Raw genomic sequence first — 23,343 nt, 5'->3', positions numbered from 1 at the left:
GACCCGTGCCTCCTACGAAGAAGAAGCCCCAGGTGACCGCCGCGCCCGCGCGCCGCGCCGAACTCCTCGACACCGCCGCCGAGGTCTTCGCCGAGCAGGGTTACAACGCCACCACCGTGCGCAAGATCGCGGACCACGCGGGCATGCTCGCGGGCAGCCTCTACTACCACTTCGACTCCAAGGAGTCGATGCTGGAGGAGATCCTGCGCACCTTCCTCGACGAGCTGTGGGGCGGCTACGACGCCGTGCTCGCCGCCCGCCTCGGCCCCCGCGAGACCCTGGAAGCCCTGGTCACCGAGTCGTTCCGGGAGATCGACCGGCACCGCGCCGCCGTCGCGATCTACCAGAAGGAGAGCAGACAGCTCGTGGCGCAGGAACGGTTCACGTTCCTCGCCGACTCACAGAGCCGGTTCGAGAAGGCGTGGCTGTCCACGCTGGAGCGCGGGGTCGCCGAGCAGGCCTTCCGCGCCGACCTCGACGTCAGGCTCGCCTACCGGTTCGTCCGCGACACGGTGTGGGTCGCCGCGTCCTGGTACCGGCCCGGCGGACAGCACAGCCCGGAGGAGATCGCCCGGCAGTACCTGTCGATGGTGCTGGACGGGATCGCCGTACGTGAATAGCCGATCCAAGTGCCCTTTCCGGTTCCAGTGAGGGAGTCTGCCATGGCCGAGGCCTACATCGTCGAAGCGGTCCGCACGCCCGTCGGGCGGCGCGGGGGAGGACTCGCCGGGGCGCATCCGGCGGACCTCGGCGCCCATGTGCTCAAGGAACTGGTCGCCTGCGCGGGCGTCGACCCGGCGGCCGTGGAGGACGTCGTCTTCGGCTGCCTGGACGCGGTAGGACCGCAGGCCGGGGACATCGCGCGGACCTGCTGGCTGGCCGCCGGGCTGCCCGAGGAGGTGCCGGGCGTGACCGTGGACCGGCAGTGCGGCTCCTCGCAGCAGGCCGTGCACTTCGCCGCGCAGGGCGTGCTGTCCGGGACGCAGGACCTGGTGGTCGCGGGCGGCGTGCAGAACATGTCGCAGATCCCGATCGCCTTCGCCACCCGGCAGGCCGCCGAGCCCCTCGGCTTCACCCAGGGCCCCTTCGCGGGCAGCGAGGGCTGGCGCGCGCGGTACGGGAGCCGGCCCGTGAACCAGTTCGCCGGCGCCGAGATGATCGCCGCCAAGTGGGGCATCAGCCGGCAGGACCAGGAGGAGTTCGCCCTGCGCTCGCACCGGCGGGCGGTGCGCGCGCTCGACGAGGGCCGGTTCGAGCGGGAGACCGTGGCCTACGGGGACGTCCGCGCCGACGAGGGCCCGCGCCGGGACACCTCCCTGGAGAAGATGGCCGCGCTGAAGCCCGTCATCGACGGCGGCACCGTCACCGCCGCCTGCTCCTCGCAGGTCTCCGACGGCGCGGCGGCCCTGCTGCTGGCCTCGGAGCAGGCGGTGCGCGAGCACGGGCTGACGCCCCGCGCGCGCGTGCACCACCTCTCCGTGCGCGGCGAGGACCCCATCCGCATGCTGACCGCCCCGATCCCGGCCACCGCGCACGCCCTGAAGAAGACCGGCCTGTCGATCCACGACATCGACCTCGTCGAGATCAACGAGGCGTTCGCGCCCGTCGTCCTGGCCTGGCTGAAGGAGACCGGCGCGGACCCGGAGAAGGTCAACGTCAACGGCGGCGCGATCGCCCTCGGCCACCCCCTCGGCGCGACCGGCGCGAAGCTGATGACGACCCTGCTGCACGAACTGGAGCGCACGGGCGGCCGCTTCGGCCTCCAGACCATGTGCGAGGGCGGAGGCCAGGCGAACGTGACGATCATCGAGAGGCTCTGACGGTCAGCGGGAGGCCTGACGGCCGGCGAGGCGTCTGACGGCCAGGGGGAGGCCTGACGGCCAGGGGGAGGCCTGACGGTCATCGAGGGGCCTGATGGTCGCCGAGGGGCCTGACGGTCAGCGGGAGGCCTGATGGTCAGCGGGAGGCCTGATGGTCAGCGGGAGGCCTGACGGTCATCGAGGGGCCTGACGGTCATCGAGGGGCCTGATGGTCGCCGAGGGGCCTGACGGTCAGCGGGAGGCCTGACGGTCAGCGGGAGGCCTGACGGTCATCGAGGGGCCTGACGGGTCAGCGGGAGGCCTGACGGTCATCGAGGGGCCTGACGGGTCAGCGGGAGGCCTGACGGTCATCGAGGGGCCTGACGGCCGGCGAGGGGCCTGACGGGTCAGCGGGAGGCCTGACGGTCGCCGAGGGGTTTGACGGCCGGCGAGAGGCTCTGACTGTTCTGGAGGGGCTGTGACGCTCATCGTGGGGGCGTCAGCCGCTCCCGGACCTGTTCCGCCTCCTTCATGATCCGTTCCACCAGCTCCGCGCACGACGGCAGGTCGTCGATCACCCCGGCGACCTGCCCGGACGCCATCACCCCCAGATCCGTACGGCCCTCCACCATCGCTGATCTGAGCAGCATCGGCGTGTTCGCGGCGAGCAGCACCTGGCTCCACGTCAGGTCCTTGCCGTGCCGCATCGCCAGCCCGTCGTGGACCAGCTGACGCCAGGTCAGCCCCGACAGCTTCCGGAAGCCGGCCGCCCGCCGGACCGCGTGCACCAGGGCTTTCGCGCGCGAGGAGTGCTCCAGCGAGGCCACCAGGTCCGTGCGCAGCATGCGATGCGGCAGGCCGTCGACCGCCCGCGTCACCGTCACGTCCCTGACCGTCGCCGCCAGATACCGCGCCTTCACCGCGTCCGGCACCGTCGAGTCCGACGTCAGCAGGAACCGCGTCCCCATCGCCACGCCCGCCGCCCCGTACGCCAGCGCCGCCACCAGCCCCCGCCCGTCGAAGAAGCCGCCCGCCGCCACGACCGGGATGTCCACCGCGTCCACCACCTGCGGCAGCAGCACCGTCGTCGCCACGTCGCCGGTGTGTCCGCCGCCCTCGCCGCCCTGCACGACGACCGCGTCCGCCCCCCACGCGGCGACCTTCTCGGCGTGCCGGCGGGCGCCGACCGAGGGGATCACGACGACCCCTGCCTCCTTGAGCTCGGCGATCAGCTCGCGGGAGGGGGCCAGCGCGAAGGACGCGACCCTCACCCCCTCGTCGAGGATGATCCGCACCCGGTCGCCGGCGTCCGCCGCGTCCGCGCGGAGATTGACCCCGAACGGCGCGTCGGTGCGGGATCTGACCTCCCGTACGGCCTCCCGCAGCCCGTCGACCGTCATCGTCGCCGAGCCCAGGACGCCCAGCGCCCCCGCGTTCGCCGTCGCCGACACCAGGCGCGGACCCGCCACCCACCCCATCCCGGTCTGCACGACGGGGTGGCGGATCCCGACCAGCCGGGTGAGTGCCGTCTCCATCAGGCGGCGACCTCCCGCGCGCGGGCGGCCCCCGGATCGAGCACCTCGCGGATCAACCGCAGCTCCTGTGCCGTCGGTTCACGCGTGCACGGCACCTCCCCCGGGATCACCAGCTCGAAGCCCGTCGCCTCCCGGACCTGCTCGACGCTCACCCCGGGATGCACCGAGGCGAGCCGCATGGAGTGGTCGGGGGTGGCGAAGTCGAAGACGCCGAGGTCGGAGACGACCCGCGGGATGCGGTGATGGCGTGCGCCGGCCGCGCGGTCGTACCCGACCCCGCACACCAGGTCGACCCGCTCGACGAAGGCCCGCCGGGAGTGCCTGGGGATCCAGTAACTCGTCGGGTTGTTGAGGGTGTTGACCGGCGCGCCCCGCACCCCCAGCAGCTGCCGCTTCGGCTTCGCCCAGTCGCCGATGCAGGAGATGTTCTGGTTGCCGTACCGGTCGATCTGGCTCGCGCCCATCATCACGTGCCGTCGCCCCCCGGTGACGAGGGCCAGGTGCTGCCGGTACGGCAGCCAGCCCTCGACGGTGCCGTCGGCGCGGACGATCGTCGCCTCGCCGTCGGTGAGGAGCAGGTCCGGCGCGAACGTGAGCCGGGCCAGCCGGGCTCCGACGGACGGGATCAGGCCCATCGGGGAGGCCAGGATCTCACCCGCGCCGCGCCAGGCCTCGGCGCAGGCGATCACGCAGTACTCGGCACGCGTGGTCATGCGTCCTCCCCGGCCGTCGACTGGTACGCCTGTTCGTCCCCGGCCAGATGCCGTGCCGCGAACTCCGGCCAGGGCGTGCTCGCGTACCGCTTCTGGAACGCCTCGTCGCGGCCGTAGTCGGGCGCGCAGGACGTGAAGTGCGCCCCGTTCGGCGCCTCCACGACCCCCGTCACCGTGTGCCGCTTGATCAGCAGCGACTGCGGCGGCCCCTGCTTCGTCAGCTCGGCCGTGTCGACGATCCGTTCGCACGACATGTAGGCCGCGTCCGCCGCCTCGCAGAAGAGGTCGTCGAAGTACGGATCCGGGCCCAGGTACTGCCCGTTGCCCAGCCGGTCGGCCCGGTTGACGTGCACCAGGGCCGCGTCCAGCCGCAGGGCGGGCATGGCCACGAACGTCTCCTGGTCCTCGTACGGCGACGTCACCGTCCGCAGGCCCGGGTTGACCCGCATCACATCCGAACCGAGGCCCGCCCGCACCGGCAGGAAGGGCAGCCGGTTCGCCGCCGCGCGCAGACCCCACATGAACATCGCCTCGTCGACCTCCGTCAGTTCGAAGGCCCCGCGCTCGCGCGCCGCGCGGTAGTGCGGTTCGAGGGGGATCGAGTCGAGGGTGACGAACGCGGCCACCAGCTTGCGGATCCGCCCGGCCGCGGCGAGCATCCCGACGTCCGGACCGCCGTACGAGACGACGGTGAGGTCGCTGACCTGCGACCGCAGCAGCGCCCTGACCAGGGCCATCGGCTTGCGGCGCGAGCCCCAGCCGCCGATGCCGAGGGTCATGCCGCTGTGCAGCCGGGACACGACCTCCTCGGCGGTCATCGTCTTGTCACTCACCCGATCCCCCCTCCTGCCTTTCCTCGCCCTTCTTGGCGTCCTTGGCGTCCTGGCCGAACGTGGCGCGGACCCGGTCGGCCACCCCGCCGACGCTCGCCTCGTAGGTGAAGCCCTGCTCGAAGCGGTAGCTGCGGCGCACGTCGACCGGGTCGATGCCGTTGAGAGCGGCCTTGGCCAGGCGCAGCAGCTCACCGTCCTTCGCGGCGATCTCGCCGGCCAGCGCCAGGGCGGCCGCGCGCAGCTCCTCGCGCGACACCACCCGCCACACAGAGCCGTGCGCGTGCAGCTCGGCCGCCGTGACCGTGCGCGCGGTGTAGTACAGGGCGCGCAGGAGGTGCTGGGGGACCAGCCGGGCCAGGTGGGTGGCCGCGCCCAGGGCGCCCCGGTCCAGCTCGGGCAGCCCGAACACGGCGTCCTCGCTCGCCACGATCACGTCCGCGTTGCCCACGAGTCCGACGCCGCCGCCCAGGCAGTGGCCGTGCACGGCCGCGACCACGGGCGCCTCGCACTCGTACACCGCGGCGAACGCCTCGAAGCAGCCGCGGTTGGCGCCGATCAGCGCGCTCGGGCCGTGTGCCTGGATCTCCTTGATGTCGACGCCCGCGTTGAAGCCGCGGCCCTCGGCCGCCAGCACCACACACCGCGTCCCCGGATCACGGCCCGCCGTGCGCACCGCGTCGGCCAGCGCGAACCAGCCGCTCACCGGCAGCGCGTTGACGGGCGGAACGTCAACGGTGACAACAGAAATCCCCTTTTCGGGGGACGAGGTGGAGACACCCATGGAAGCATCAGCTACCTTTCCACCAAACGTTTGTTAGGTGAAAGGTAGCAGCGAATGGAGCTGGACGGGAAGGTCGCCGTCGTCACCGGCGGCACCCGCGGAGTGGGCGCCGGGATCGCGCGCTCCCTCGCACGCGCGGGCGCCGAGGTCGTGGTCTGCGCCCGCCGGCCGCCCGAAGCCCCGGTCGGGAAAACCGAGTTCGCGCCCTTGGACGTGCGCGACGCCGACGCCGTACGGCACTTCTTCGCCGGGCTGCCCCGACTCGACGTCCTCGTCAACAACGCCGGCGGCGCCCCCTACCGCCCCCTCGCGCAGGCCGACGCCGAACGGCACGCGCGCGTGATCGAACTCAACCTCCTCGCCCCCCTGACCGTGTCCCTCGCCGCCTACGACCACCTCACGCGCGCGCGGGGCTCGGTCGTGATGATCGGCAGCGTCAGCGGCAGCCGCCCCTCGCCCGGCTCGGCCGCCTACGGCGCGGCCAAGGCGGGACTGGAGAATCTCGCCCGGTCCATGGCCGTGGAGTGGGCCCCGCAGGTGCGCGTGAACACCCTGGTCGTCGGCATGGTCCACACCGAGCTGACCCACCTCCACTACGGCGGCGCGGACGGCGTCGACGCCGTCGCCCGCACGGTGCCGCTCGGTCGGCTGGCCACACCGTCCGACGTCGGAGCCGCAACCGTCTTCCTCGCCTCCGACGCGGCCGCCTACATCAGCGGGGCGAGCCTGCTCGTGCACGGGGGAGGGGAGCGGCCCGCCTTCCTCGACGCCGCAACTGCCAACAAGGAGACATGAGATGAGCGGAATCTGCGACGGGCGGGTCGTCGTCGTCACCGGCGCGGGACGCGGCCTCGGGCGCGCGCACGCGCTCGCCTTCGCGGCGCAGGGCGCCCGCCTGGTCGTCAACGACCTGGGGGTCGGACTGGACGGGAAACCGGACGCCGACAGCCCCGCCGCCCGCGTGGCCCAGGAGATCCGTGCGGCCGGCGGCGAGGCCGTCGCGCACGGAGGGGACATCGCTGCCCCCGAGGGCGCCGCGTCCCTCGTGGCGACCGCCCTCAAGACGTACGGCCGGCTCGACACCCTCGTCAACAACGCCGGCTTCCTGCGCGACCGGATGCTGGTCAACCTGGACGAGGACGACTGGGACGCGGTCGTGCGCGTCCACCTCAAGGGCCACTTCCTCACCCTGAAGCACGCCGCCGCGCACTGGCGCGCCGAGGCCAAGGCGGGCCGCACACCGGCCGCCCGGATCGTCAACACCAGCAGCGGCGCCGGGCTGCTGGGCTCGGTCGGCCAGGGCAACTACAGCGCGGCGAAGGCCGGGATCGTCGCGCTCACGCTCGTCGCGGCCGCCGAACTCGCCCGCTACGGCGTCCAGGCCAACGCCATCGCGCCCGCCGCCCGCACCCGGATGACGGAACGGACCTTCGCCGAGACCATGGCCGCCCCGGAAACCGGCTTCGACGCCATGGCCCCCGACAACGTCTCCCCGCTCGTCGTCTGGCTCGGCTCCACGGCGAGCGAGGGCGTCACCGGCCGCGTCTTCGAGGCGGAGGCCGGCCGGATCACCGTCATGGACGGCTGGCGCGCCGGCCCCACCGCCGACAAGGGGGCACGCTGGGACCCGGCGGAGGCGGGGACGGCCGTACGGAAACTGCTGACCGAGGCGGAGGCGCCCGGCGCGGTGTACGGCGCATAGCCATCCGCCCCTCACCCGCTCCTACGCATCGCACCCAGCACCGCTACGTGTCGCACCCCGGCACCCTTGCGCATCGCACCCCAGCATTCCCTACGCATCGCACTGCGGCACCCTTGCGCATCGCACCCCGGCGTTCCCTACGCATCGCACCCCGGCACCCTTGCGCATCGCACCCCGGCATCCCTACGCATCGCACCCCGGCACCGCTACGTGTCGCACCCCGGCACCCTTGCGCATCGCACCCCGGCATCCCTACGCATCGCACCCCGGCACCGCTACGTGTCGCACCCCGGCACCCTTGCGCATCGCACCCCGGCATCCCTACGTGTCGCACCCAGCACCGCTACGTGTCACACTCCGGCACCGCTGCGCATCGCACCCCCGGCACCGTTACGTGTCGCACTCCAGCACCGTGCGGCACAGGCCGCACCGTGCCCGGACCCGCCCCCGCACCGGCACCCGGATCCGCTGATGGCAGGTCGGACACGGGAACGTCACCCGCAACGGACCCGGCGGATCCGGAGCGAAGGCGTACGCGGTGTCCGGGGCCGCCGCGGACCGGTGGTCCTGGGCGTGCCGGCGGTCGCGGGCGTAGCGACGCCGGCCCGCCCAGCCCGCCGCCGTCAGCGGAGGCTGCCGCGCGTCATGCAGAGCCCGCTCCATGCCCCGCCCGTACGCCGTGTACGCCTGCGCACTGGTGAACCACACCGACGGATCCTCACCGAACACCAGCGACCGCTTCGCCAGCACGTACCCGAACTCCTCCGGCGTCAGATACCCCAGCTTCTGCGAGGACGCCCCGTCCTCCCGGTACGCGTCCAGCAGCAGCCAGCCCGCCCCCAGATACGTCGTCGCCGTGTCGGTGAGGATCTCGTTGTCGCGCGTGCCCGGGAACGACAGCCCCACCCGATGCAGATAGACGTGCATGATCTCGTGCGCCAGCGCCGCGCCGATGTCCCGCCGATGCCCGCGGAACCGGTCGTTCAGCTCCACGAAGTACTCGGGACCCGCCGTGAGCTCGACGTTCGCCGCATGCTCCATCTCCCGGAACGCCACAATCATCCGGGCGTCCGGCAACCGGAAGTGCCGCACCAGCTCACGGGCCACCCGCTGCGCCCCCAGATGCAGATCGTCGGTGTCGCAGAACGCCACGTCCACCGGCGCCACACTGGTCGCGAACTGGTGGATGGTGTCGTACGACAACCGCCGGTACAACGCCGTGACGGCCGTCCGTACCGTCTCCAGATGCGGATAACCGTGCTCGACCGGTCCGCCGTCCGCCACGCCCGCACCCCCAAGAGGCCGTGCACCCCAGTACACCCGGTTCCACTGTACGAGGACCCGGCGCACTAGGGTGATCGCCCATGACCTCCAGCAACACCCCCGGCCCCGCAGCCGGCGACGTCGACCCCGCCGTCCGTGAGGAGCTCGCCCGGCTCCGCGACAGCATCGACAACATCGACGCCGCCGTCGTCCACATGCTCGCCGAACGCTTCAAGGCCACCCAGCAGGTCGGCCACCTCAAGGCCCGCCACCAGCTGCCGCCCGCCGACCAGGCCCGCGAGGCCCGCCAGATCACCCGGCTGCGCGCCCTCGCCGAGAGCGCCAAGCTCGACCCCGCGTTCGCCGAGAAGTTCCTCAACTTCATCATCGCCGAGGTGATCCGCCACCACGAGCGCATCGCCGAGGACACCGTCAACGGCTCCACCGCCCCGTCGAGCTGAGCCCGGGCCGTGCGGACGCCGTGCGTGAGGGTGTCCGCACGCACCGCGAGCACACACCGCGAGCACGCACAGCACGCCCCGCACGCACCGCGGTCACGCACCGTCGCCACGCCGGGGCCCTCACGCGACGCGACAGCGCCCCGGCGCGAGAAGGGACATAGGGCGCGTACCGATCCGCCCCTGTGCCCGGCCTGCGGTATCAGGCAGCATGTCGTGCATGTCCGTACTGACGCGCGACGAAGCGCTAAGCCGTGCCAAGCTCCTCGACGTCCACCGCTACACCATCGAGCTCGACCTGACGACCGGCGACGACACCTTCGAGTCCGTCACCGTCATCCGGTTCGCCGCACGCGCCCACGGGGACACCTTCGTCGAGGTCAGGCCCACCGCACTGCACTCCGTCACCCTCGACGGAAAGCCCCTCGACCCGGAGACCCTGGACGACAACCGGCTCCCGCTGAACGACCTCGCCGCCGGCGAGCACGAACTGCGCGTCAGGGCCAGCATGCGCTACTCCCGCACCGGCGAGGGCATGCACCGCTTCACCGACCCCACCGACGGCGAGACCTACCTCTACACCCAGCTCTTCATGGAAGACGTCCAGCGCGTCTTCGCCGCCTTCGACCAGCCCGACCTCAAGGCCGTCTTCGACCTGTCGGTGAAGGCCCCCGAAGAGTGGACCGTCCTCGCCAACGGCATCACCGAACACCTCGGCGAAGGCCGCTGGCAGGCCGCCCCCACCCCGCTGATCCCCACCTACCTCGTCGCCGTCGCCGCCGGACCCTGGCACTCCGTGCGCACCGAACACCGCGGCCTGCCCTTCGGCATCCACTGCCGCCGCTCCCTCGCCCCCCACCTCGAAGCCGACGCCGACGAACTCCTCGACATCACCCGCCAGTGCTTCGACCGCTACCACGAGAAGTTCGAGGAGCCCTACCCCTTCGACTCCTACGACCAGGCGTTCGTCCCCGAGTTCAACGCCGGCGCCATGGAGAACCCCGGCCTCGTCACCTTCCGCGACGAGTTCGTCTACCGCTCCGCCGTCACCGACACCGAACGCCAGACCCGCGCCATGGTCATCGCCCACGAGATGGCCCACATGTGGTTCGGCGACCTCGTCACCCTCACCTGGTGGGACGACATCTGGCTCAACGAGTCCTTCGCCGAGTACATGGGCTACCAGACCCTCACCGAGGCCACCCGCTTCACCGACACCTGGACCGACTTCGGCGTCGTCCGCAAGGCCTGGGGCTACGACGCCGACCAGCGCCCCTCCACCCACCCCGTCGCCCCCGAGAACGTCGACGACACCGCCTCCGCCCTCCTCAACTTCGACGGCATCTCCTACGCCAAGGGCGCCTCCGCCCTGCGCCAACTGGTGACCTGGCTCGGCGAGAAGGACTTCCTGGCCGGCATCAACACCCACTTCGCCCGCCACAAGTTCGCCAACGCCACCCTCGCCGACTTCATCGACTCCCTCGCCGCCCACACCGACCGCGACGTCCACGCCTGGGCCGACGCCTGGCTGCGCACCACCGGCGTCGACACCCTCACCCCCACCCTCAGCGGCTCCAACGGCGACCACACCCTCACCGTCGTCCACAAGGGCAGCCGCCCCCACCGCATCGCCGTCGGCCTCTACGACCTCGACCTCGGCGACGACGGCCGGCTCACCCTGCGCGAACGCCTCGACGTCGACATCCCGCAGAGCACACCCCAGCCCATCGGCAAGCGCCCCGCCCTGCTCCTCCTCAACGACCGCGACCTCACCTACACCAAGATCCGCTTCGACCCGGCCTCCTTCGAAACCCTCCGCACCGGCCTCGCCGGCCTGCCCGACCCGCTCACCCGCGCCGTCGTCTGGAACGCCCTGCGCGACGCCGTCCGCGACGGCGAACTCGCCCCCACCGCCTACCTCGACGCCGCCCGCGCCCACCTCCCGCAGGAAACCGACCTCGCCCTCGTCCAAGGCGTCCTCGCCTTCGCCTCCACGCAGGTCGCCGACCGCTATCTCACCCCCGAAGAACGCCCCACCGCCCTCGCCACCCTCTCCGCCCTCTGCCGCGACCTCATCCGCCGCACCGAGGACGGCGACCACCCCGGCCTGCGCCTCATCGCCGTACGCCACTTCATCGACGTCGCCGCCCACCCCGACACCATCGCCGCCTGGCTCGCCGACGGCACCGTCCCCGGCGGACCCGAACTCGACCCCGATCTGCGCTGGCGCGTCCTCGCCCGGCTCGCCGTCCTCGGCGCCACCGACGAGAACGCCATCGCCGCCGAACTCGACCGCGACCCCTCCGCCACCGGCCAGGAAGGCGCCGCCCGCTGCCGCGCCGCCCTCCCCGACACCGAGGCCAAAGCCACCGCCTGGGCCGCCATGTTCGAGGGCGACGACCTGTCCAACTACCTCTTCACCGCCACCGCCCAGGGCTTCTGGCAGCCCGAACAGGCCGACCTCCTCAGCGGGTACGTGCCCCGCTTCTACCGGGACGCCGTCGCTCTCGCCGCCCGCCGCGGCCCCGCCATCGCCGACGCCGCGGGACGCTGGGCCTTCCCCGCCCACGCCGTCGACGCCGACACCCTGAGCCTGGGCGAGGCCTGCCTCACCGACGCCGACCCCATCCCGGCTTTGCGCCGCAAACTCACCGACCAACTCGACGACCTGGCCCGCGCACTGCGCGTACGACAGGCGTAGCACCCGGCGCCGCACGAGGCCGATCAGGCCGAAAGAGGGTACGGGAGCCACAAGCCCCGTACCCTCTTTCGGGTTCCGATTCCCGGGCTTTTCGGGCGCGGCGTCGACATCCCCGACAAGCTGGAACTCCCCCCTGCGGACATCCGCCCCGCGCCCCGGAGGAGTCCCATGAGCATGCCGCCCCTCGCCTCAGGCCCCGAAGGTCCCCACGCCCTACGGCCGTTGCTCGCAGCCGTCCTCGACGCCCTCGACGCCGGCGCCCGCACCCGCGGCGGACCACTGCCCGCAGGCGGACCGCACGCCGTCGCCGCACGCGTGCGGGACGCGGCGGGAGACGTCCTCCCCGAACACGGCGACCCCGGCGCCCTGCCCGCCCTCGTCCGCGCCCTCGCCGAGGGCTCCGCCGACCCCGCCGATCCCCTCTGCGCCGCCCACCTCCACTGCCCGCCCCTCGCCGTCGCCGCCGCCGCCGACCTCGCCGCCTCCGCCCTCAACCCCTCCCTCGATTCCTGGGACCAGGCGCCGGCGGCCTCGGAGCTGGAGACCCTGGTGACACGCTCACTCGCACAAGAGGTCTACGCGGACACCCCACCCGCCCCCGCCCCCGACGCCCTGGTGACGACCGGCGGCACCGAATCCAACCAACTGGCCCTTCTCCTCGCCCGCGAGACCCTCGGCCCCACCGTCCGCCTGATCCGCGGAGCCAACTCCCACCACTCCCTCCCCCGCGCCGCCTGGCTCCTCGGCCTGCCCGACCCGGTGACCGTCCTCGCACCCGCCGGCACCCTCGACCCCGCCGCACTCGACGACGCCCTCACCGCCCTCCCCGGCCCCCACCTCGTCACCGCCACCGCAGGCACCACCGACGCCGGCCTCATCGACCCCCTTCCCGAGATCGCCGCCGTCTGCCGCACCCACCGCGCCCGTCTGCACATCGACGCCGCCTACGGCGCAGGCCTCCTCTTCAGCGACCGCCACCGGCACAAACTCACCGGCCTGAGCGCCGCCGACACCATCACCCTCGACCTGCACAAACTCGGCTGGCAACCCGTCGCCGCCGGACTCCTCGCCGTCCGCGACCACCGCGACCTCACCGCCCTGAACCACCACGCCGACTACCTCAACGCCGACGACGACACCGAAGCCGGCCTCCCCGACCTCCTCGGCCGCTCCCTGCGCACCACCCGCCGCCCCGACGCCCTCAAGATCGCCGTCACCCTCAAAACCCTCGGCCGCACCGGCCTCGGCGCCCTCGTCGACCAGGTCTGCGCCCACGCCCACCACCTCGCCGACCTCATCACCGCACACCCCCGCCTCGAACTCCACGCCCCACCCACCATCAGCACCGTCCTCTTCCGCCCCACCGGCGCCACCGACACCACCGTCGCCGAAATACGCCGCCGCCTCCTCACCGACGGCCATGCCGTCCTCGGCCGCGCCCACCTCGACGGACGACTCTGGCTCAAGACCACCCTCCTCAACCCCCACACCCGGCCCGACGACCTGGCCGCCCTCCTGAAACTGGTGGAAGGAAACACCCCCGCATGACCACGCCGCCCCCCACCACGCCCCCACACCCCGCCACCGACACCCCCCGCGACCTCGTCGGCATCGGCATCGGACCCTGCAACCTCTCCCTCGCCGCCCTCGCCCAGCCCCTCACCGAACTCGACACCGTCTTCTACGAACAACGCCCCCGCTTCGACTGGCACCCCGGCCTCCTCATCGACGGCGCCCGCATCCAGGTCCCCTTCCTCGCCGACCTCGTCACCCTCGCCGACCCCACCAGCCCCTGGAGCTTCCTCAACTACCTCAAAGCCCACCACCGCCTCTACCCCTTCTACTTCGCCGAGCGCTTCCACACCCACCGCGCCGAATACGACACCTACTGCCGCTGGGTCGCCGACAACCTCCCCGGCCTCCACTTCCGCCACCACGCCGACGCCGTCCGCTGGAACCCCGAACGCGACCTCTTCGAAGTCGACTTCACCCAGCTCGACACCGACGGCGAAGCCGAAGCCCTCGGCCGCACCCACACCAGAAACATCGTCCTCGGCATCGGCACCGAACCCCACATCCCCGACGCCCTACGCCCCCTCGTCGACACCCCCGGCGTCCCCGTCATCCACGCCACCGACTACCTCGCCCACCGCGACACCCTCCTCACCGCCGGCCACATCACCGTCGTCGGCTCCGGACAGTCCGGCGCCGAGATCTTCCTCGACCTCCTCCGCCACCGCCCCACCGGCCGCGAACAACTCCACTGGATCGGCCGCACCGACGCGTTCGCCCCCATGGAGTACTCCAAACTCGGCCTCGAACACTTCACCCCCGACTACACCCGCTACTTCCACGCCCTCCCCGAGAACACCCGCGACCGCATCGCCGGCGCCCAATGGCAACTCCACAAAGGCATCGACGCCGACACCCTCGCCGCCATCCACGACGAGCTCTACCGCCGCACCCTCCACAACGCCTGGCCCGACGCCGTCCTCACCCCCGGCGTCCGCGTCCGCACCGCCGGCCGCATCGCCACCACCAAAATCGAACTCCACCTCGAACACATCCAGCAGAACACCCGCACCCGCCTCACCACCGACGCCGTCGTCCTCGCCACCGGCCACCGCGAACGCCCCCTCGACCGCATCCTCGCCGGACTCGACCCCTACATCCGCCGCGACAACAGCGAACGCCCCCGCATCGACGAACACTTCCGCCTCGTCCTCGACCCCTCCATCACCGCCACCGGCTGCAACGTCTACGTCCAGAACGCCGAACGCCACACCCACGGAGTAGGAGCCCCCGACCTCGGCCTCGCCGCCTGGCGCAGCGCCACCATCCTCAACACCCTCACCGCCAAAGAGACCTACCCCCTCCCCACCCGCACCGCCTTCACCACCTTCGGCCTCGAACCCTCCGTACCCCGCCAGGCAGGCGCCCCCACCCTCCACACCCCCACCATCGACACAACCAGCATCGACACCACCACCGGCACACGACGCGGCACCTTCGTACGCCTCAGGGACTGACCCGTACGATGACCCCGAACGGTCGGCACGACACAACGACGGCGGCGGTGGACAGCACATGGACCGCGAACTGACCATCGCGACAGAACTCGCCGCATGGGCCTCGGAACGCATCCGCCGCCCACGCACCCCCGACGACGCAAGCGACGTACGCGAAAAAGCCGGCCCCGCCGACATCGTCACCGCCACCGACGAAGCCATCGAAACCCACGTCCGCACCGTCCTGCGCCGCGAGTTCCCCGCCTACGGCATCGAAGGCGAGGAACACGGCGTCCACCAAGGCGCCGCCGGCGCCCCACACTGGCTCATCGACCCCGTGGACGGCACCACCAACTACGCCCACAGCCTCGGCTGGTGCTCCTTCTCCCTCGGCCTCGCCACCCCCCAGGGCGAACCCCTGCTCGGCGTCGTAGCCGACCCCTGGCGACACGAGATCTTCACCGCCACCCGCGGCGGCGGCGCCCACCTCAACGGCCACCCCATCCACGCGGCCGACCACACCACCCTCACCGGCCACGTCTTCCTCACCGAATGGGCCGCCCACGCCCACTGGCCCGGCATGGACGACCTCCTACGACAACTCGCCGACCGCCACTGCACCGTACGCGTCATGGGCTCCACCGCCCTCTCCCTCGCCCAGGTCGCGGCCGGCCGCGCCACCGCAGCCGCCATCGGCGAATTCCACCCCGTCGACGGCCTCCCACCCCTGCTCATCGCAACAGAAGCGGGAGCCGTGGCAATCCCCCGACTCCCGCCCTACAACACCCCGTTGCTACTCACCGCACCAGGGGCCGCCCCCGAAGCGACGGCCCTCTGGAAACAAACGGTCCTGCACTAGAACACCGGCGTACCGTCCCGCGTCAGCTTCCAGCCGACCGACGCGAAGTCCTTCGGGTCCAGCACACCCTTCGCCGTCACCCACTCCGAGATCCGCGTACGGATCTCCGTCGACTCCGACCACAACTCCTGCGCCGACGCCACATGCGGGAACGCCCCACCGCCATTGGCCCGATAATTGTTCACCGCCAGCACGAACTGCTGCGCATCATCCAACGCCACACCGTTGTACGTCAGATTCCTGATCCGCGAACCCACCGCCTGCGCGATGTCGATGTCGTACGCCAGACCCGACACATAGTCGTAGTTGTAGTCCGGACGCCCCGCCGCGTTCGTCAGCTTCTCCGTGTCGACCACCGCATCCACCGCCGTCTGCACGAAGTACTGCGCCGAGTACTCCAGGTACGCACGCACCTGCGCACCCGTCAGCAACTTCGCCACCAGCGTGTTGTCATACACGTACAGGCCCGACAGATCCCGGATCGTCACCTTCCCGGCCGGAATCTCCGACGTCCGCGAGAACGGCGAAGCCTGCGCGATCACCGGCAGCGACGCATACGACGTACCGGCCAGCGCCGCCCTGACGACGTCCTCCTGCACCTTCGTGATCAGGTCGATGATCGGAGCGTCCTTGTACCGCGCCTCGACCGTCGTCAACGTCTCCGTCGCCGTACCCACCACCTGGTTGACATACGCCACGACCTTCGCGTGCTCATCACCCAGCAACTTCGTGATCTTCGGGTCGTCCGCCACCGTGTTGGAGTTCAACACCTTCGACGAAACAGCCTCGACGACCCACTTCCCCTTCTGGAACACCAACCCGACGTCGAACACCGACAGCCGCTCCGCATACGCCAGCGGCTCCGACAGCACGACCGTCCTCCCGGTCTTCGTGTTCGTGACCTTCAGCTCGGGAATCTCCACATGCGCATGCCCAACCAGAATCGCGTCGATGTCCGGCACCTGCTGCGCCACCAACGCCGCCGAGTTCTCCACATACGGCAACTGGTCACCGTACGACGACGTGCCCGACGAGCCCGAGTGCGCCGACACGATGACGACATCCGCACCCAACGACTTCAGCTTCGGCACCCACTTCGCCGCCTGCTCCTCCAGCCCCGGAAACGCCAGCTTGCCCTGCACATAGGCCTTGTCCCAGATCGCGATACCCGGATTCGTCAGACCCAGCACCGCGACCTTCACCGGCGGCGCACCCTTCACACAGAACGTCTTGATGACATACGGAGGGAACGCCGGCCTCAGCGTCTTCGCATCCACCGCGTTCGCGCCCAGCAGCGGAAAACGCAACTGCGACTCGAACTTCCGCAGCGTCTCGATGCCGTAGTTGAACTCGTGGTTGCCCAGCGCCGCCGCGTCGTACCCGATCGCGTTCATCGCCTGCGCCATCGGATGCACCGGACCGCCCTTGGCGGTGATCGGGTCCACCTTCGCGTAGTAGTACGTCAGCGGCGTGCCCTGAATCGTGTCGCCCGCATCCAGCAGCAGGACGTTCTCCCGCCCCTTCTCCGCACGGATCCGGTTCACCAGCGTAGAGATACGCGCCAGCCCCTGCGCGTTGCCCGCGGCGTCCTTGTACTCCGCGTCCTTGAAGTAGTCCCAGCTGAAGACATGACCGTGCAGGTCCGTCGTCCCCAGCACCGTCAGCGCATACCGCCTCGGCTGCCTGACCGGCCTCGCCGGCTTACCCGCCTCAGCAGCCTGCGCCGACGGAGCCGCAGCCGCACCCGCGATCGCCACCCCCGCCCCGGTCACGGCGGACTTCTTCAGGAACTTCCGACGGTTCAACGGCATGTCTCGTACTCCTCGGGGAATGGTCAACAACGCGCGTAGATTCTGACCCGCCCACGACCGACCGCAACAGGTCCAGGAGGTTGCGATCTGGTGACCAGAGAGGTCAACTCGCGCCCCTCAACAGGGAAAGCCATGACAACCTGGGACGTATGACCTCCCCGCACATTCCCCCGTACGGCACCCCCGACGCCCCCCTCCTCGTGGTCCGCGGCGAGGCCGAACTCGAAGTCGACCCCGAGATCGCCCGCATCGGCGTCACCGTCACCGCCCGCGGCCGCGACCGCCGCACCACCCTCGACGACCTCACCCACCGCAACGCCACGGCCCTGGACCTCGTCAAGTCGTACGGCGACGCAGTCGACAACGTCTCCACCGGCGCGGTGTCCATCACCCCCGAACTCGGCCAACGCGGCCGAGGCGAACGCATCCGCACCTACCACGGCACCGTCCACCTCACCGCCGAACTCACCGACTTCACCGCCCTCGGCGAACTCACCACCCGCCTCGCCGACCTGGACCTGACCCGGGTCGACGGCCCTTGGTGGGCACTGCGCACCGACTCACCGGTCCACCGCCGGGCCCGACAGCAGGCCGTACACGAAGCCGTACAGCGAGCCAAGGAATACGCGGAAGCCCTGGGCACCACGGTGGCCGCACTGATCGAACTGGCCGACACCGGAGCCGGAGCCTCCGGCCTACGACCCCAGGCCGCCTACGGCGCCCGCATGACCCGATCGGCCGTCATGGCGAAAGGAGAACCGGCACCCGACCCGCTCGACCTGGAACCCCAGCGCATCCAGGTCCACGCCGAAGTGAGAGCACAGTTCACGATGAACCCACCCCGCCTGTGAATCCACCGCCCGCGAATTCGACGCATTCACCCATTCGACAGAATGCTCATAGGAGCGGAGGCGTGCACAATTTATTAGTTGTCAATAACCCTTCACACAAAGGTTGTTGAGCAGACATGTGCCACCAATTCCCTACCCACCGGTAAGACATAAGCTCGAAACATGCGCCGAGCAAAAATCGTCTGCACACTGGGCCCCGCCACCGACTCATACGACCAGCTCAAAGCCCTGGTCGACGCCGGAATGGACGTCGCCCGCTTCAACCTCAGCCACGGCACCCACGCCGAACACGAGGAGCGCTACCACCGCGTCCGCAAGGCCTCCGACGAAACCGGCCACAGCGTCGGCATCCTCGCCGACCTTCAAGGACCGAAGATCCGCCTCGGCCACTTCGCAGAAGGCCCCGTACTCCTTGAACGCGGCGACCCCTTCACCATCACCGTCGAGGACGGCGTCGCCGGCGACGGCACACGCTGCGGAACCACCTACGCCGGCCTCGCCGAAGACGTCACACCCGGCGAGCACATCCTCGTCGACGACGGCAAGGTCTGCCTGCAGGTCACCGACGTCGACGGCCCCCTCGTCCACACCCGCGTGGTGGAAGGCGGCGTCATCTCCGACCACAAGGGCCTCAACCTGCCCGGAGTGGCCGTCTCCGTCCCCGCCCTGTCGAAGAAGGACGAAGACGACCTGCGCTGGGCACTCCGCACAGGGTTCGACGTCATCGCACTCTCGTTCGTGAGGAGCGGACGGGACATCCTCGACGTCCACCGCATCATGGACGAGGAAGGGCGCCGGCTGCCCGTCATCGCCAAGGTGGAGAAGCCCCAGGCCGTCGAGAACATCGACGAGATCGTGGCCGCGTTCGACGGGATCATGGTCGCCCGCGGCGACCTCGGCGTCGAGATGCCGCTCGAACAGGTCCCCATCGTCCAGAAGCGCGCCATCAAACTGGCCAAGCGCAACGCCAAACCGGTGATCGTCGCCACCCAGATGCTCGACTCCATGATCGAGAACTCCCGCCCGACCCGCGCCGAGGCGAGCGATGTCGCCAACGCGGTCATCGACGGCACGGACGCAGTGATGCTGTCCGGCGAGACCAGCGTGGGCAAGTACGCCATCCAGACGGTCCGCACCATGGCCAAGATCGTCGAAGCGGCGGAAGAGGACATCCTCGCCAAGGGCCTGCCCCCGCTGACGGACTCGAACAAGCCCCGCACCCAGGGCGGCGCGGTCGCCCGCGCGGCGGCCGAGATCGGCGACTTCCTCGGCGCGAAGTTCCTCGTCGCCTTCACCCAGAGCGGCGACACGGTACGCCGCCTGTCCCGCTACCGCTCCCCGATCCCGCTCCTCGCCTTCACCCCGGAACCGGCGACGCGGTCGCAGCTGAACCTGACGTGGGGCGTCGAGACGTTCCTCGGCCCGCTCGCGGACTCGACGGACGCGATGGTCGACCAGGTGGACGAGTTGTTGTTGAAGTACGGCCGCTGCGAGAAGGGCGACGTGGTGGTGATCACGGCAGGTTCGCCTCCGGGGGTGTCGGGCGCGACGAACCTGGTGCGGGTGCACCACATCGGGGAGGACGACAGCCCCAAGTAGGGGTTGGCCCGGTCAGTGCTTGGGGCCTACGTGGGCGTCGAGTAGGGCTACGTGCGCTTTCTTGGCGACGGAGATGTTGTAGGGGTTCCCGTGGCGCGTGCATTGCGTCCACCCGATGTCCAGCTTGTCGAGGGTGTCGGTGAAGAGCCGCCGGATGTCGTCGGAGACGTTGGTGAAGAAGTACCGCGGGTATTCATAGCGCTTGCGCTCACCGGCGACTACACGAGTCGTCCAGTTGGTGATGCGGCATCCGTCGGAGTGGATGAGGCCGCGGAGGAACTCCCAGGGGTACGCGTCGATGATGGCTTGTTGCCAGGGCTCGAGTGCGATGAGGCGCTCGTGCTTCTTGCCGGGGCCGTGCTGCGGGAACATGCAGGTCCAGTGCTTGGTGTACGACTTCACCTCGACGCAGCCCGTTTTATGGCGCTGGCTGACGCTGGGGAGCGGCATCACCTTGCGCATTGCTTCTTCGGCGGCGGCGATCAAGCCGATCTGCGTCGCGTTGCAAAAGATGGACAGGTGGTGCTGCTTGGGTTTTGAGACGATGTGGCCGTCGCCGAGATAGAGGCCCAACAGGTAGGCGTAAGCCGTCTGGTCAAACGGGCGGCCCGTGCACTTGGGGCAGTCCGTCGGCTCTTCGTACGTCTCACCATGTGCCCTGCGGTCTTCGCTGCGCCACCAGCCGACTGTTCCACGCGGAATGTTCAGCTGCTCCGCGACGACGCGATTGGTGACACCCTGTCGCATGAGCGTGACTGCTTGGGCGCGAATCGAAGGGCTGTGTTGTTCCATGCCGCTACTTTGGGCGGAAGATCGCGACGACACGCAGCAAAAAGCGGACGTTCACGAGAATGGGAACGTCCGCTTTCGAAGATCAACCTTTGAATCGAAGGAAAAGTGCCCCGGGTGGGATTCGAACCCACGCTGTCGGTGGTTTGAGCACCGTGTCTCTTCCGCTGGACTACCGGGGCTTCCTCTAAAACGAAGGCAGGCGACCACCCGCCGTGCCCCCACCTTACCGCAGCTAGGTAGGCTCTTGTCAGCAGTACCCCTGCCCTGAACGAGGAGCCCCCGTGACCGCCCCCGAGTCGCCCCAGCCCGTAGACGCGCCCGACGACGACAAGTCGCACGTGCCTCCGCTGACGACCCGTGTCGTCATCGCCGAGGACGAGGCCCTGATCCGGCTCGACCTCAAAGAGATGCTCGAAGAAGAGGGCTACAGCGTCGTCGGTGAGGCCGGTGACGGTGAGCAGGCCATCGAGCTCGCCCGCGAGCACAAGCCGGACCTGGTCATCCTCGATGTGAAGATGCCCAAGCTGGACGGCATCTCGGCGGCCGAGAAGATCGCCGAGGAGCGCATCGCCCCCGTCCTGATGCTCACCGCCTTCTCGCAGCGCGACCTCGTGGAGCGCGCCCGGGACGCCGGTGCGATGGCGTACCTGGTGAAGCCGTTCAGCAAGAGCGACGTCGTACCGGCGATCGAGATGGCCGTGTCCCGCTTCACGGAGCTGCGTGAGCTGGAGAACGAGGTCGCGGACCTCACGCTGCGCCTGGAGACCCGCAAGCTGGTCGACCGGGCGAAGTCGATCCTCCAGACGGAGTACGGCCTGACGGAGCCGGCGGCGTTCCGGTGGATCCAGAAGACGTCGATGGACCGCCGTATGTCGATGCAGCAGGTCGCCGAGGCCGTCATCCAGGACGCCGACGAGAAGAAGTCGAACAAGGGCTGATCCACCCGCCGTACGCACGACGAGGCCCGCGCCCGGAGAAGGGGCGCGGGCCTCGTTGCCGTGGGAGGACCGGTGTGACTCAGTCCTCGCCGAGGTACGCCTTGCGGACGGACTCGTCGTGCAGGAGGTCCTGGCCGGTGCCGGAGAGCACGATCTTGCCGATCTCCATGACGTGGCCGTGGTCGGCGAGTGACAGGGCGGCCTGGGCGTTCTGCTCGATGAGCAGGATGGTCATGCCCTGGGACTTGAGCTCGGCGATGGTGGCCATGATCTTCTGCATCATGATGGGGGACAGGCCCATGGAGGGCTCGTCCAGCATGAGCAGTTTCGGCTGGGACATGAGCGCGCGGCCCATGGCCAGCATCTGCTGCTCGCCGCCGGAGAGGGTGCCCGCGGCCTGCTTGCGGCGCTCTCCCAGGATGGGGAAGAGGTCGTAGGCGCGCTGGATGTCCTTGTCGATGCCCGGCTTGTCGTTGCGGAGGAAGGCGCCGAGGCGGAGGTTGTCCTCGATGGTCATGCGGGGGAAGATGTGCCGCCCCTCGGGGGAGTGGGCGAGTCCGAGGGAGACGATGTCGTGTGCGGGGATCTTCTTCAGCGACTTGCCGTTGAACTTGATCTGGCCGCCGACGGGCTTCAGCAGGCCTGACAGGGTGCGCAGGGTCGTCGTCTTGCCGGCGCCGTTGGTGCCGATGAGGGTGACGACCTCGCCGGCCTCGACCTTGAACGAGATGCCTTTGACGGCTTCGATCTTGCCGTAGGCGACTCGGAGGTCTTCGACTTCGAGCAGTGCGGTCATCGGTCGTTCTCCTTGCCGGGCGCGGCGTCCGTCGGGGTGTCGGCGCTCTCGGCGTTCGCTTCGGCGGCCTCGACTTCGGCGATTTCTTCGTCGCCGGGGGCGTTTTCGAAGGGTTCGCCGAGGTAGGCGGCGACGACTCGTTCGTCGCCCTGCACGGTCGCGCTGTCGCCTTCGACGAGTTTTTCGCCTTGGACGAGTACGGCGACGCGGTCGCAGAGGTTGAAGATGAAGCGCATGTCGTGCTCGATGACGAGGACGGCGATGCCCTTGTCGCGGATGGCGAAGACGAGCTCCTCCGTGGCGCGGGTCTCCTGCGGGTTCATGCCGGCCGTGGGCTCGTCGAGGAGGAGGAGGCCCGGCTCGCTGGCGAGTGCGCGGGCGATCTCGAGCTTGCGCTGTTCGCCGTAGGGCAGGTTGCGTGCGAGGTGGTCGGCTTTCTTGTCGAGGCCGACGAACTCCAGGAGTTCCATGGCTCGTTCGCGGGAGGCGGCTTCTGCCTTGTGGAAGGCGGGGAGGCGCAGGACGGCCGACCAGAAGCCCTCCTTGGTCCGCGTGTGACGGCCCACCAGCACGTTTTCCAGGACGGTCATGTTGGCGAACAGGCGGATGTTCTGGAAGGTGCGGGCGATGCCGGCGGCGGTGACCTTGAAGGACTTGGGGGGCAGGACGTTGCCCTTGAAGCGGACTTCGCCTTCGGTGGGGATGTAGAGGCCGGTGAGGCAGTTGAAGAAGGTGGTCTTGCCTGCGCCGTTGGGGCCGATGAGGCCGACGATCTCCCCGCTGTTGACGGTGAGGTCGACGTTTCGGACGGCGGTGAGGCCGCCGAAGCGCATGGTGACGCCGCGGGCGTCGAGCACCGTTTCGCCGACGGGGGCGGGCTTGGTGGTGGTGTCGGTGGTCATGG

21 protein-coding genes and 1 tRNA gene are annotated in these 23,343 nt (G+C 70.1%); 12 read left to right on the top strand and 10 right to left on the bottom strand.

The features are described from left to right. The first annotated feature begins 5 nt into the window (after positions 1-5). Entirely contained in the window at positions 6-620 is a 615-nt protein-coding gene (locus tag ACIBAF_RS00295; RefSeq protein WP_399460851.1) for a TetR/AcrR family transcriptional regulator, read from the top strand. A gap of 42 nt (positions 621-662) precedes the next feature. Next, positions 663-1,820, top strand: coding sequence for an acetyl-CoA C-acetyltransferase (locus ACIBAF_RS00290; RefSeq protein ID WP_399460850.1), 1,158 nt, complete (start codon positions 663-665; stop codon positions 1,818-1,820). A gap of 464 nt (positions 1,821-2,284) precedes the next feature. Here ACIBAF_RS00290 and ACIBAF_RS00285 read toward each other — a convergent pair whose 3' ends face one another. The 4 genes from ACIBAF_RS00285 to ACIBAF_RS00270 are packed head-to-tail and all read right to left on the bottom strand — an operon-like array spanning position 2,285 to position 5,661. After that, entirely contained in the window at positions 2,285-3,334 is a 1,050-nt protein-coding gene (locus ACIBAF_RS00285; RefSeq protein ID WP_399460849.1) for an NAD(P)H-dependent flavin oxidoreductase, read from the bottom strand. Beyond that, a complete protein-coding gene (locus ACIBAF_RS00280) occupies positions 3,334-4,047 on the bottom strand; it encodes a CoA-transferase subunit beta (protein WP_399460848.1) in 714 nt (237 codons plus the stop codon). Before ACIBAF_RS00280 ends, ACIBAF_RS00285 begins: the two co-directional genes overlap by 1 nt. Continuing rightward, positions 4,044-4,880 carry a CoA transferase subunit A gene (locus tag ACIBAF_RS00275; RefSeq protein ID WP_399460847.1) on the bottom strand — a complete coding sequence of 279 codons (837 nt, stop codon included), beginning with the start codon at positions 4,878-4,880 and terminating at the stop codon, positions 4,044-4,046. Before ACIBAF_RS00275 ends, ACIBAF_RS00280 begins: the two co-directional genes overlap by 4 nt. Then, complete coding sequence (locus ACIBAF_RS00270) at positions 4,873-5,661, bottom strand: enoyl-CoA hydratase family protein (RefSeq protein WP_399460846.1); 789 nt, start codon at positions 5,659-5,661, stop codon at positions 4,873-4,875. Before ACIBAF_RS00270 ends, ACIBAF_RS00275 begins: the two co-directional genes overlap by 8 nt. 54 nt (positions 5,662-5,715) lie before the next feature. On the opposite strand from ACIBAF_RS00270, the gene ACIBAF_RS00265 reads away from it, so the two are divergent. After that, the gene (locus ACIBAF_RS00265) at positions 5,716-6,456 is read left to right on the top strand and encodes an SDR family oxidoreductase (RefSeq protein ID WP_399460845.1); all 741 of its coding nucleotides are present in this window, start codon (positions 5,716-5,718) and stop codon (positions 6,454-6,456) included. A gap of 1 nt (position 6,457) precedes the next feature. Beyond that, entirely contained in the window at positions 6,458-7,363 is a 906-nt protein-coding gene (locus ACIBAF_RS00260; RefSeq protein ID WP_399460844.1) for an SDR family oxidoreductase, read from the top strand. A gap of 390 nt (positions 7,364-7,753) precedes the next feature. On the opposite strand, the gene ACIBAF_RS00255 is transcribed toward ACIBAF_RS00260, so the two are convergent. Beyond that, the gene (locus ACIBAF_RS00255) at positions 7,754-8,647 is read right to left on the bottom strand and encodes a hypothetical protein (RefSeq protein ID WP_399460843.1); all 894 of its coding nucleotides are present in this window, start codon (positions 8,645-8,647) and stop codon (positions 7,754-7,756) included. A gap of 80 nt (positions 8,648-8,727) precedes the next feature. On the opposite strand from ACIBAF_RS00255, the gene ACIBAF_RS00250 reads away from it, so the two are divergent. The 5 genes from ACIBAF_RS00250 (at position 8,728) to ACIBAF_RS00230 (ending at position 15,652) form a co-directional block, all read left to right on the top strand. Next, positions 8,728-9,087, top strand: coding sequence for a chorismate mutase (locus ACIBAF_RS00250; protein ID WP_399460842.1), 360 nt, complete (start codon positions 8,728-8,730; stop codon positions 9,085-9,087). A 208-nt stretch (positions 9,088-9,295) separates the two neighbouring features. Next, the gene (gene pepN / locus ACIBAF_RS00245; RefSeq protein WP_399460841.1) at positions 9,296-11,785 is read left to right on the top strand and encodes an aminopeptidase N; all 2,490 of its coding nucleotides are present in this window, start codon (positions 9,296-9,298) and stop codon (positions 11,783-11,785) included. 168 nt (positions 11,786-11,953) lie between these two features. Continuing rightward, positions 11,954-13,333: a pyridoxal phosphate-dependent decarboxylase family protein gene (locus ACIBAF_RS00240; RefSeq protein ID WP_399460840.1), complete on the top strand. Its 1,380-nt coding sequence runs from the start codon at positions 11,954-11,956 to the stop codon at positions 13,331-13,333. Beyond that, on the top strand, positions 13,330-14,814 hold the full coding sequence (locus ACIBAF_RS00235; protein WP_399460839.1) for a lysine N(6)-hydroxylase/L-ornithine N(5)-oxygenase family protein: 1,485 nt from the start codon (positions 13,330-13,332) through the stop codon (positions 14,812-14,814). The genes ACIBAF_RS00240 and ACIBAF_RS00235 overlap by 4 nt, the downstream gene beginning before the upstream one ends. 58 nt (positions 14,815-14,872) lie before the next feature. After that, positions 14,873-15,652: an inositol monophosphatase family protein gene (locus tag ACIBAF_RS00230; protein WP_399460838.1), complete on the top strand. Its 780-nt coding sequence runs from the start codon at positions 14,873-14,875 to the stop codon at positions 15,650-15,652. Here the strand turns inward: ACIBAF_RS00230 and ACIBAF_RS00225 are convergent. Beyond that, positions 15,649-17,463, bottom strand: a complete 1,815-nt coding sequence (locus ACIBAF_RS00225; protein WP_399460837.1) for a bifunctional metallophosphatase/5'-nucleotidase — start codon at positions 17,461-17,463, stop codon at positions 15,649-15,651. The genes ACIBAF_RS00230 and ACIBAF_RS00225 overlap by 4 nt on opposite strands. Positions 17,464-17,612: 149 nt before the next feature. On the opposite strand from ACIBAF_RS00225, the gene ACIBAF_RS00220 reads away from it, so the two are divergent. Both ACIBAF_RS00220 and pyk read left to right on the top strand, forming a co-directional pair. Further along, positions 17,613-18,314, top strand: coding sequence for an SIMPL domain-containing protein (locus ACIBAF_RS00220; RefSeq protein WP_399460836.1), 702 nt, complete (start codon positions 17,613-17,615; stop codon positions 18,312-18,314). A 162-nt stretch (positions 18,315-18,476) separates the two neighbouring features. Then, positions 18,477-19,913 (top strand): pyruvate kinase, encoded by a 1,437-nt coding sequence (gene pyk, locus ACIBAF_RS00215; protein ID WP_399460835.1) that lies wholly within the window; start codon positions 18,477-18,479, stop codon positions 19,911-19,913. 12 nt (positions 19,914-19,925) lie between these two features. Here pyk and ACIBAF_RS00210 read toward each other — a convergent pair whose 3' ends face one another. Beyond that, on the bottom strand, positions 19,926-20,705 hold the full coding sequence (locus ACIBAF_RS00210; protein WP_399460834.1) for a helix-turn-helix domain-containing protein: 780 nt from the start codon (positions 20,703-20,705) through the stop codon (positions 19,926-19,928). A gap of 106 nt (positions 20,706-20,811) precedes the next feature. Then, a tRNA-Leu gene (locus ACIBAF_RS00205) sits at positions 20,812-20,884 on the bottom strand. A gap of 102 nt (positions 20,885-20,986) precedes the next feature. On the opposite strand from ACIBAF_RS00205, the gene ACIBAF_RS00200 reads away from it, so the two are divergent. Next, positions 20,987-21,643, top strand: coding sequence for an ANTAR domain-containing response regulator (locus ACIBAF_RS00200; protein ID WP_399460833.1), 657 nt, complete (start codon positions 20,987-20,989; stop codon positions 21,641-21,643). 79 nt (positions 21,644-21,722) lie between these two features. Here ACIBAF_RS00200 and ACIBAF_RS00195 read toward each other — a convergent pair whose 3' ends face one another. After that, positions 21,723-22,439 (bottom strand): ABC transporter ATP-binding protein, encoded by a 717-nt coding sequence (locus ACIBAF_RS00195; RefSeq protein ID WP_399460832.1) that lies wholly within the window; start codon positions 22,437-22,439, stop codon positions 21,723-21,725. Continuing rightward, on the bottom strand, positions 22,436-23,341 hold the full coding sequence (locus ACIBAF_RS00190; RefSeq protein WP_399460831.1) for an ABC transporter ATP-binding protein: 906 nt from the start codon (positions 23,339-23,341) through the stop codon (positions 22,436-22,438). Before ACIBAF_RS00190 ends, ACIBAF_RS00195 begins: the two co-directional genes overlap by 4 nt. Between the last annotated feature and the right edge of the window lie 2 nt (positions 23,342-23,343).

This window comes from Streptomyces sp. NPDC051677 (assembly GCF_044453465.1).
Lineage (GTDB): Bacteria > Actinomycetota > Actinomycetes > Streptomycetales > Streptomycetaceae > Streptomyces.
Note: the sequence above shows the minus strand (reverse complement) of the source record. Positions and strands in the feature narration are given on the sequence as shown.

Bases quoted from the DNA above. Each gene is read 5' to 3' on its own strand.
- ACIBAF_RS00270 (WP_399460846.1), bottom strand. From the start codon at position 5,661: ATGGGTGTCTCCACCTCGTCCCCCGAAAAGGGGATTTCTGTTGTCACC.
- pepN (WP_399460841.1), top strand. From the start codon at position 9,296: ATGTCGTGCATGTCCGTACTGACGCGCGACGAAGCGCTAAGCCGTGCC.
- ACIBAF_RS00190 (WP_399460831.1), bottom strand. From the start codon at position 23,341: ATGACCACCGACACCACCACCAAGCCCGCCCCCGTCGGCGAAACGGTG.
- ACIBAF_RS00265 (WP_399460845.1), top strand. From the start codon at position 5,716: ATGGAGCTGGACGGGAAGGTCGCCGTCGTCACCGGCGGCACCCGCGGA.
- ACIBAF_RS00285 (WP_399460849.1), bottom strand. From the start codon at position 3,334: ATGGAGACGGCACTCACCCGGCTGGTCGGGATCCGCCACCCCGTCGTG.
- ACIBAF_RS00240 (WP_399460840.1), top strand. From the start codon at position 11,954: ATGAGCATGCCGCCCCTCGCCTCAGGCCCCGAAGGTCCCCACGCCCTA.
- ACIBAF_RS00235 (WP_399460839.1), top strand. From the start codon at position 13,330: ATGACCACGCCGCCCCCCACCACGCCCCCACACCCCGCCACCGACACC.
- ACIBAF_RS00220 (WP_399460836.1), top strand. From the start codon at position 17,613: ATGACCTCCCCGCACATTCCCCCGTACGGCACCCCCGACGCCCCCCTC.
- pyk (WP_399460835.1), top strand. From the start codon at position 18,477: ATGCGCCGAGCAAAAATCGTCTGCACACTGGGCCCCGCCACCGACTCA.
- ACIBAF_RS00280 (WP_399460848.1), bottom strand. From the start codon at position 4,047: ATGACCACGCGTGCCGAGTACTGCGTGATCGCCTGCGCCGAGGCCTGG.
- ACIBAF_RS00290 (WP_399460850.1), top strand. From the start codon at position 663: ATGGCCGAGGCCTACATCGTCGAAGCGGTCCGCACGCCCGTCGGGCGG.
- ACIBAF_RS00195 (WP_399460832.1), bottom strand. From the start codon at position 22,439: ATGACCGCACTGCTCGAAGTCGAAGACCTCCGAGTCGCCTACGGCAAG.
- ACIBAF_RS00250 (WP_399460842.1), top strand. From the start codon at position 8,728: ATGACCTCCAGCAACACCCCCGGCCCCGCAGCCGGCGACGTCGACCCC.
- ACIBAF_RS00230 (WP_399460838.1), top strand. From the start codon at position 14,873: ATGGACCGCGAACTGACCATCGCGACAGAACTCGCCGCATGGGCCTCG.
- ACIBAF_RS00225 (WP_399460837.1), bottom strand. From the start codon at position 17,463: ATGCCGTTGAACCGTCGGAAGTTCCTGAAGAAGTCCGCCGTGACCGGG.
- ACIBAF_RS00260 (WP_399460844.1), top strand. From the start codon at position 6,458: ATGAGCGGAATCTGCGACGGGCGGGTCGTCGTCGTCACCGGCGCGGGA.
- ACIBAF_RS00210 (WP_399460834.1), bottom strand. From the start codon at position 20,705: ATGGAACAACACAGCCCTTCGATTCGCGCCCAAGCAGTCACGCTCATG.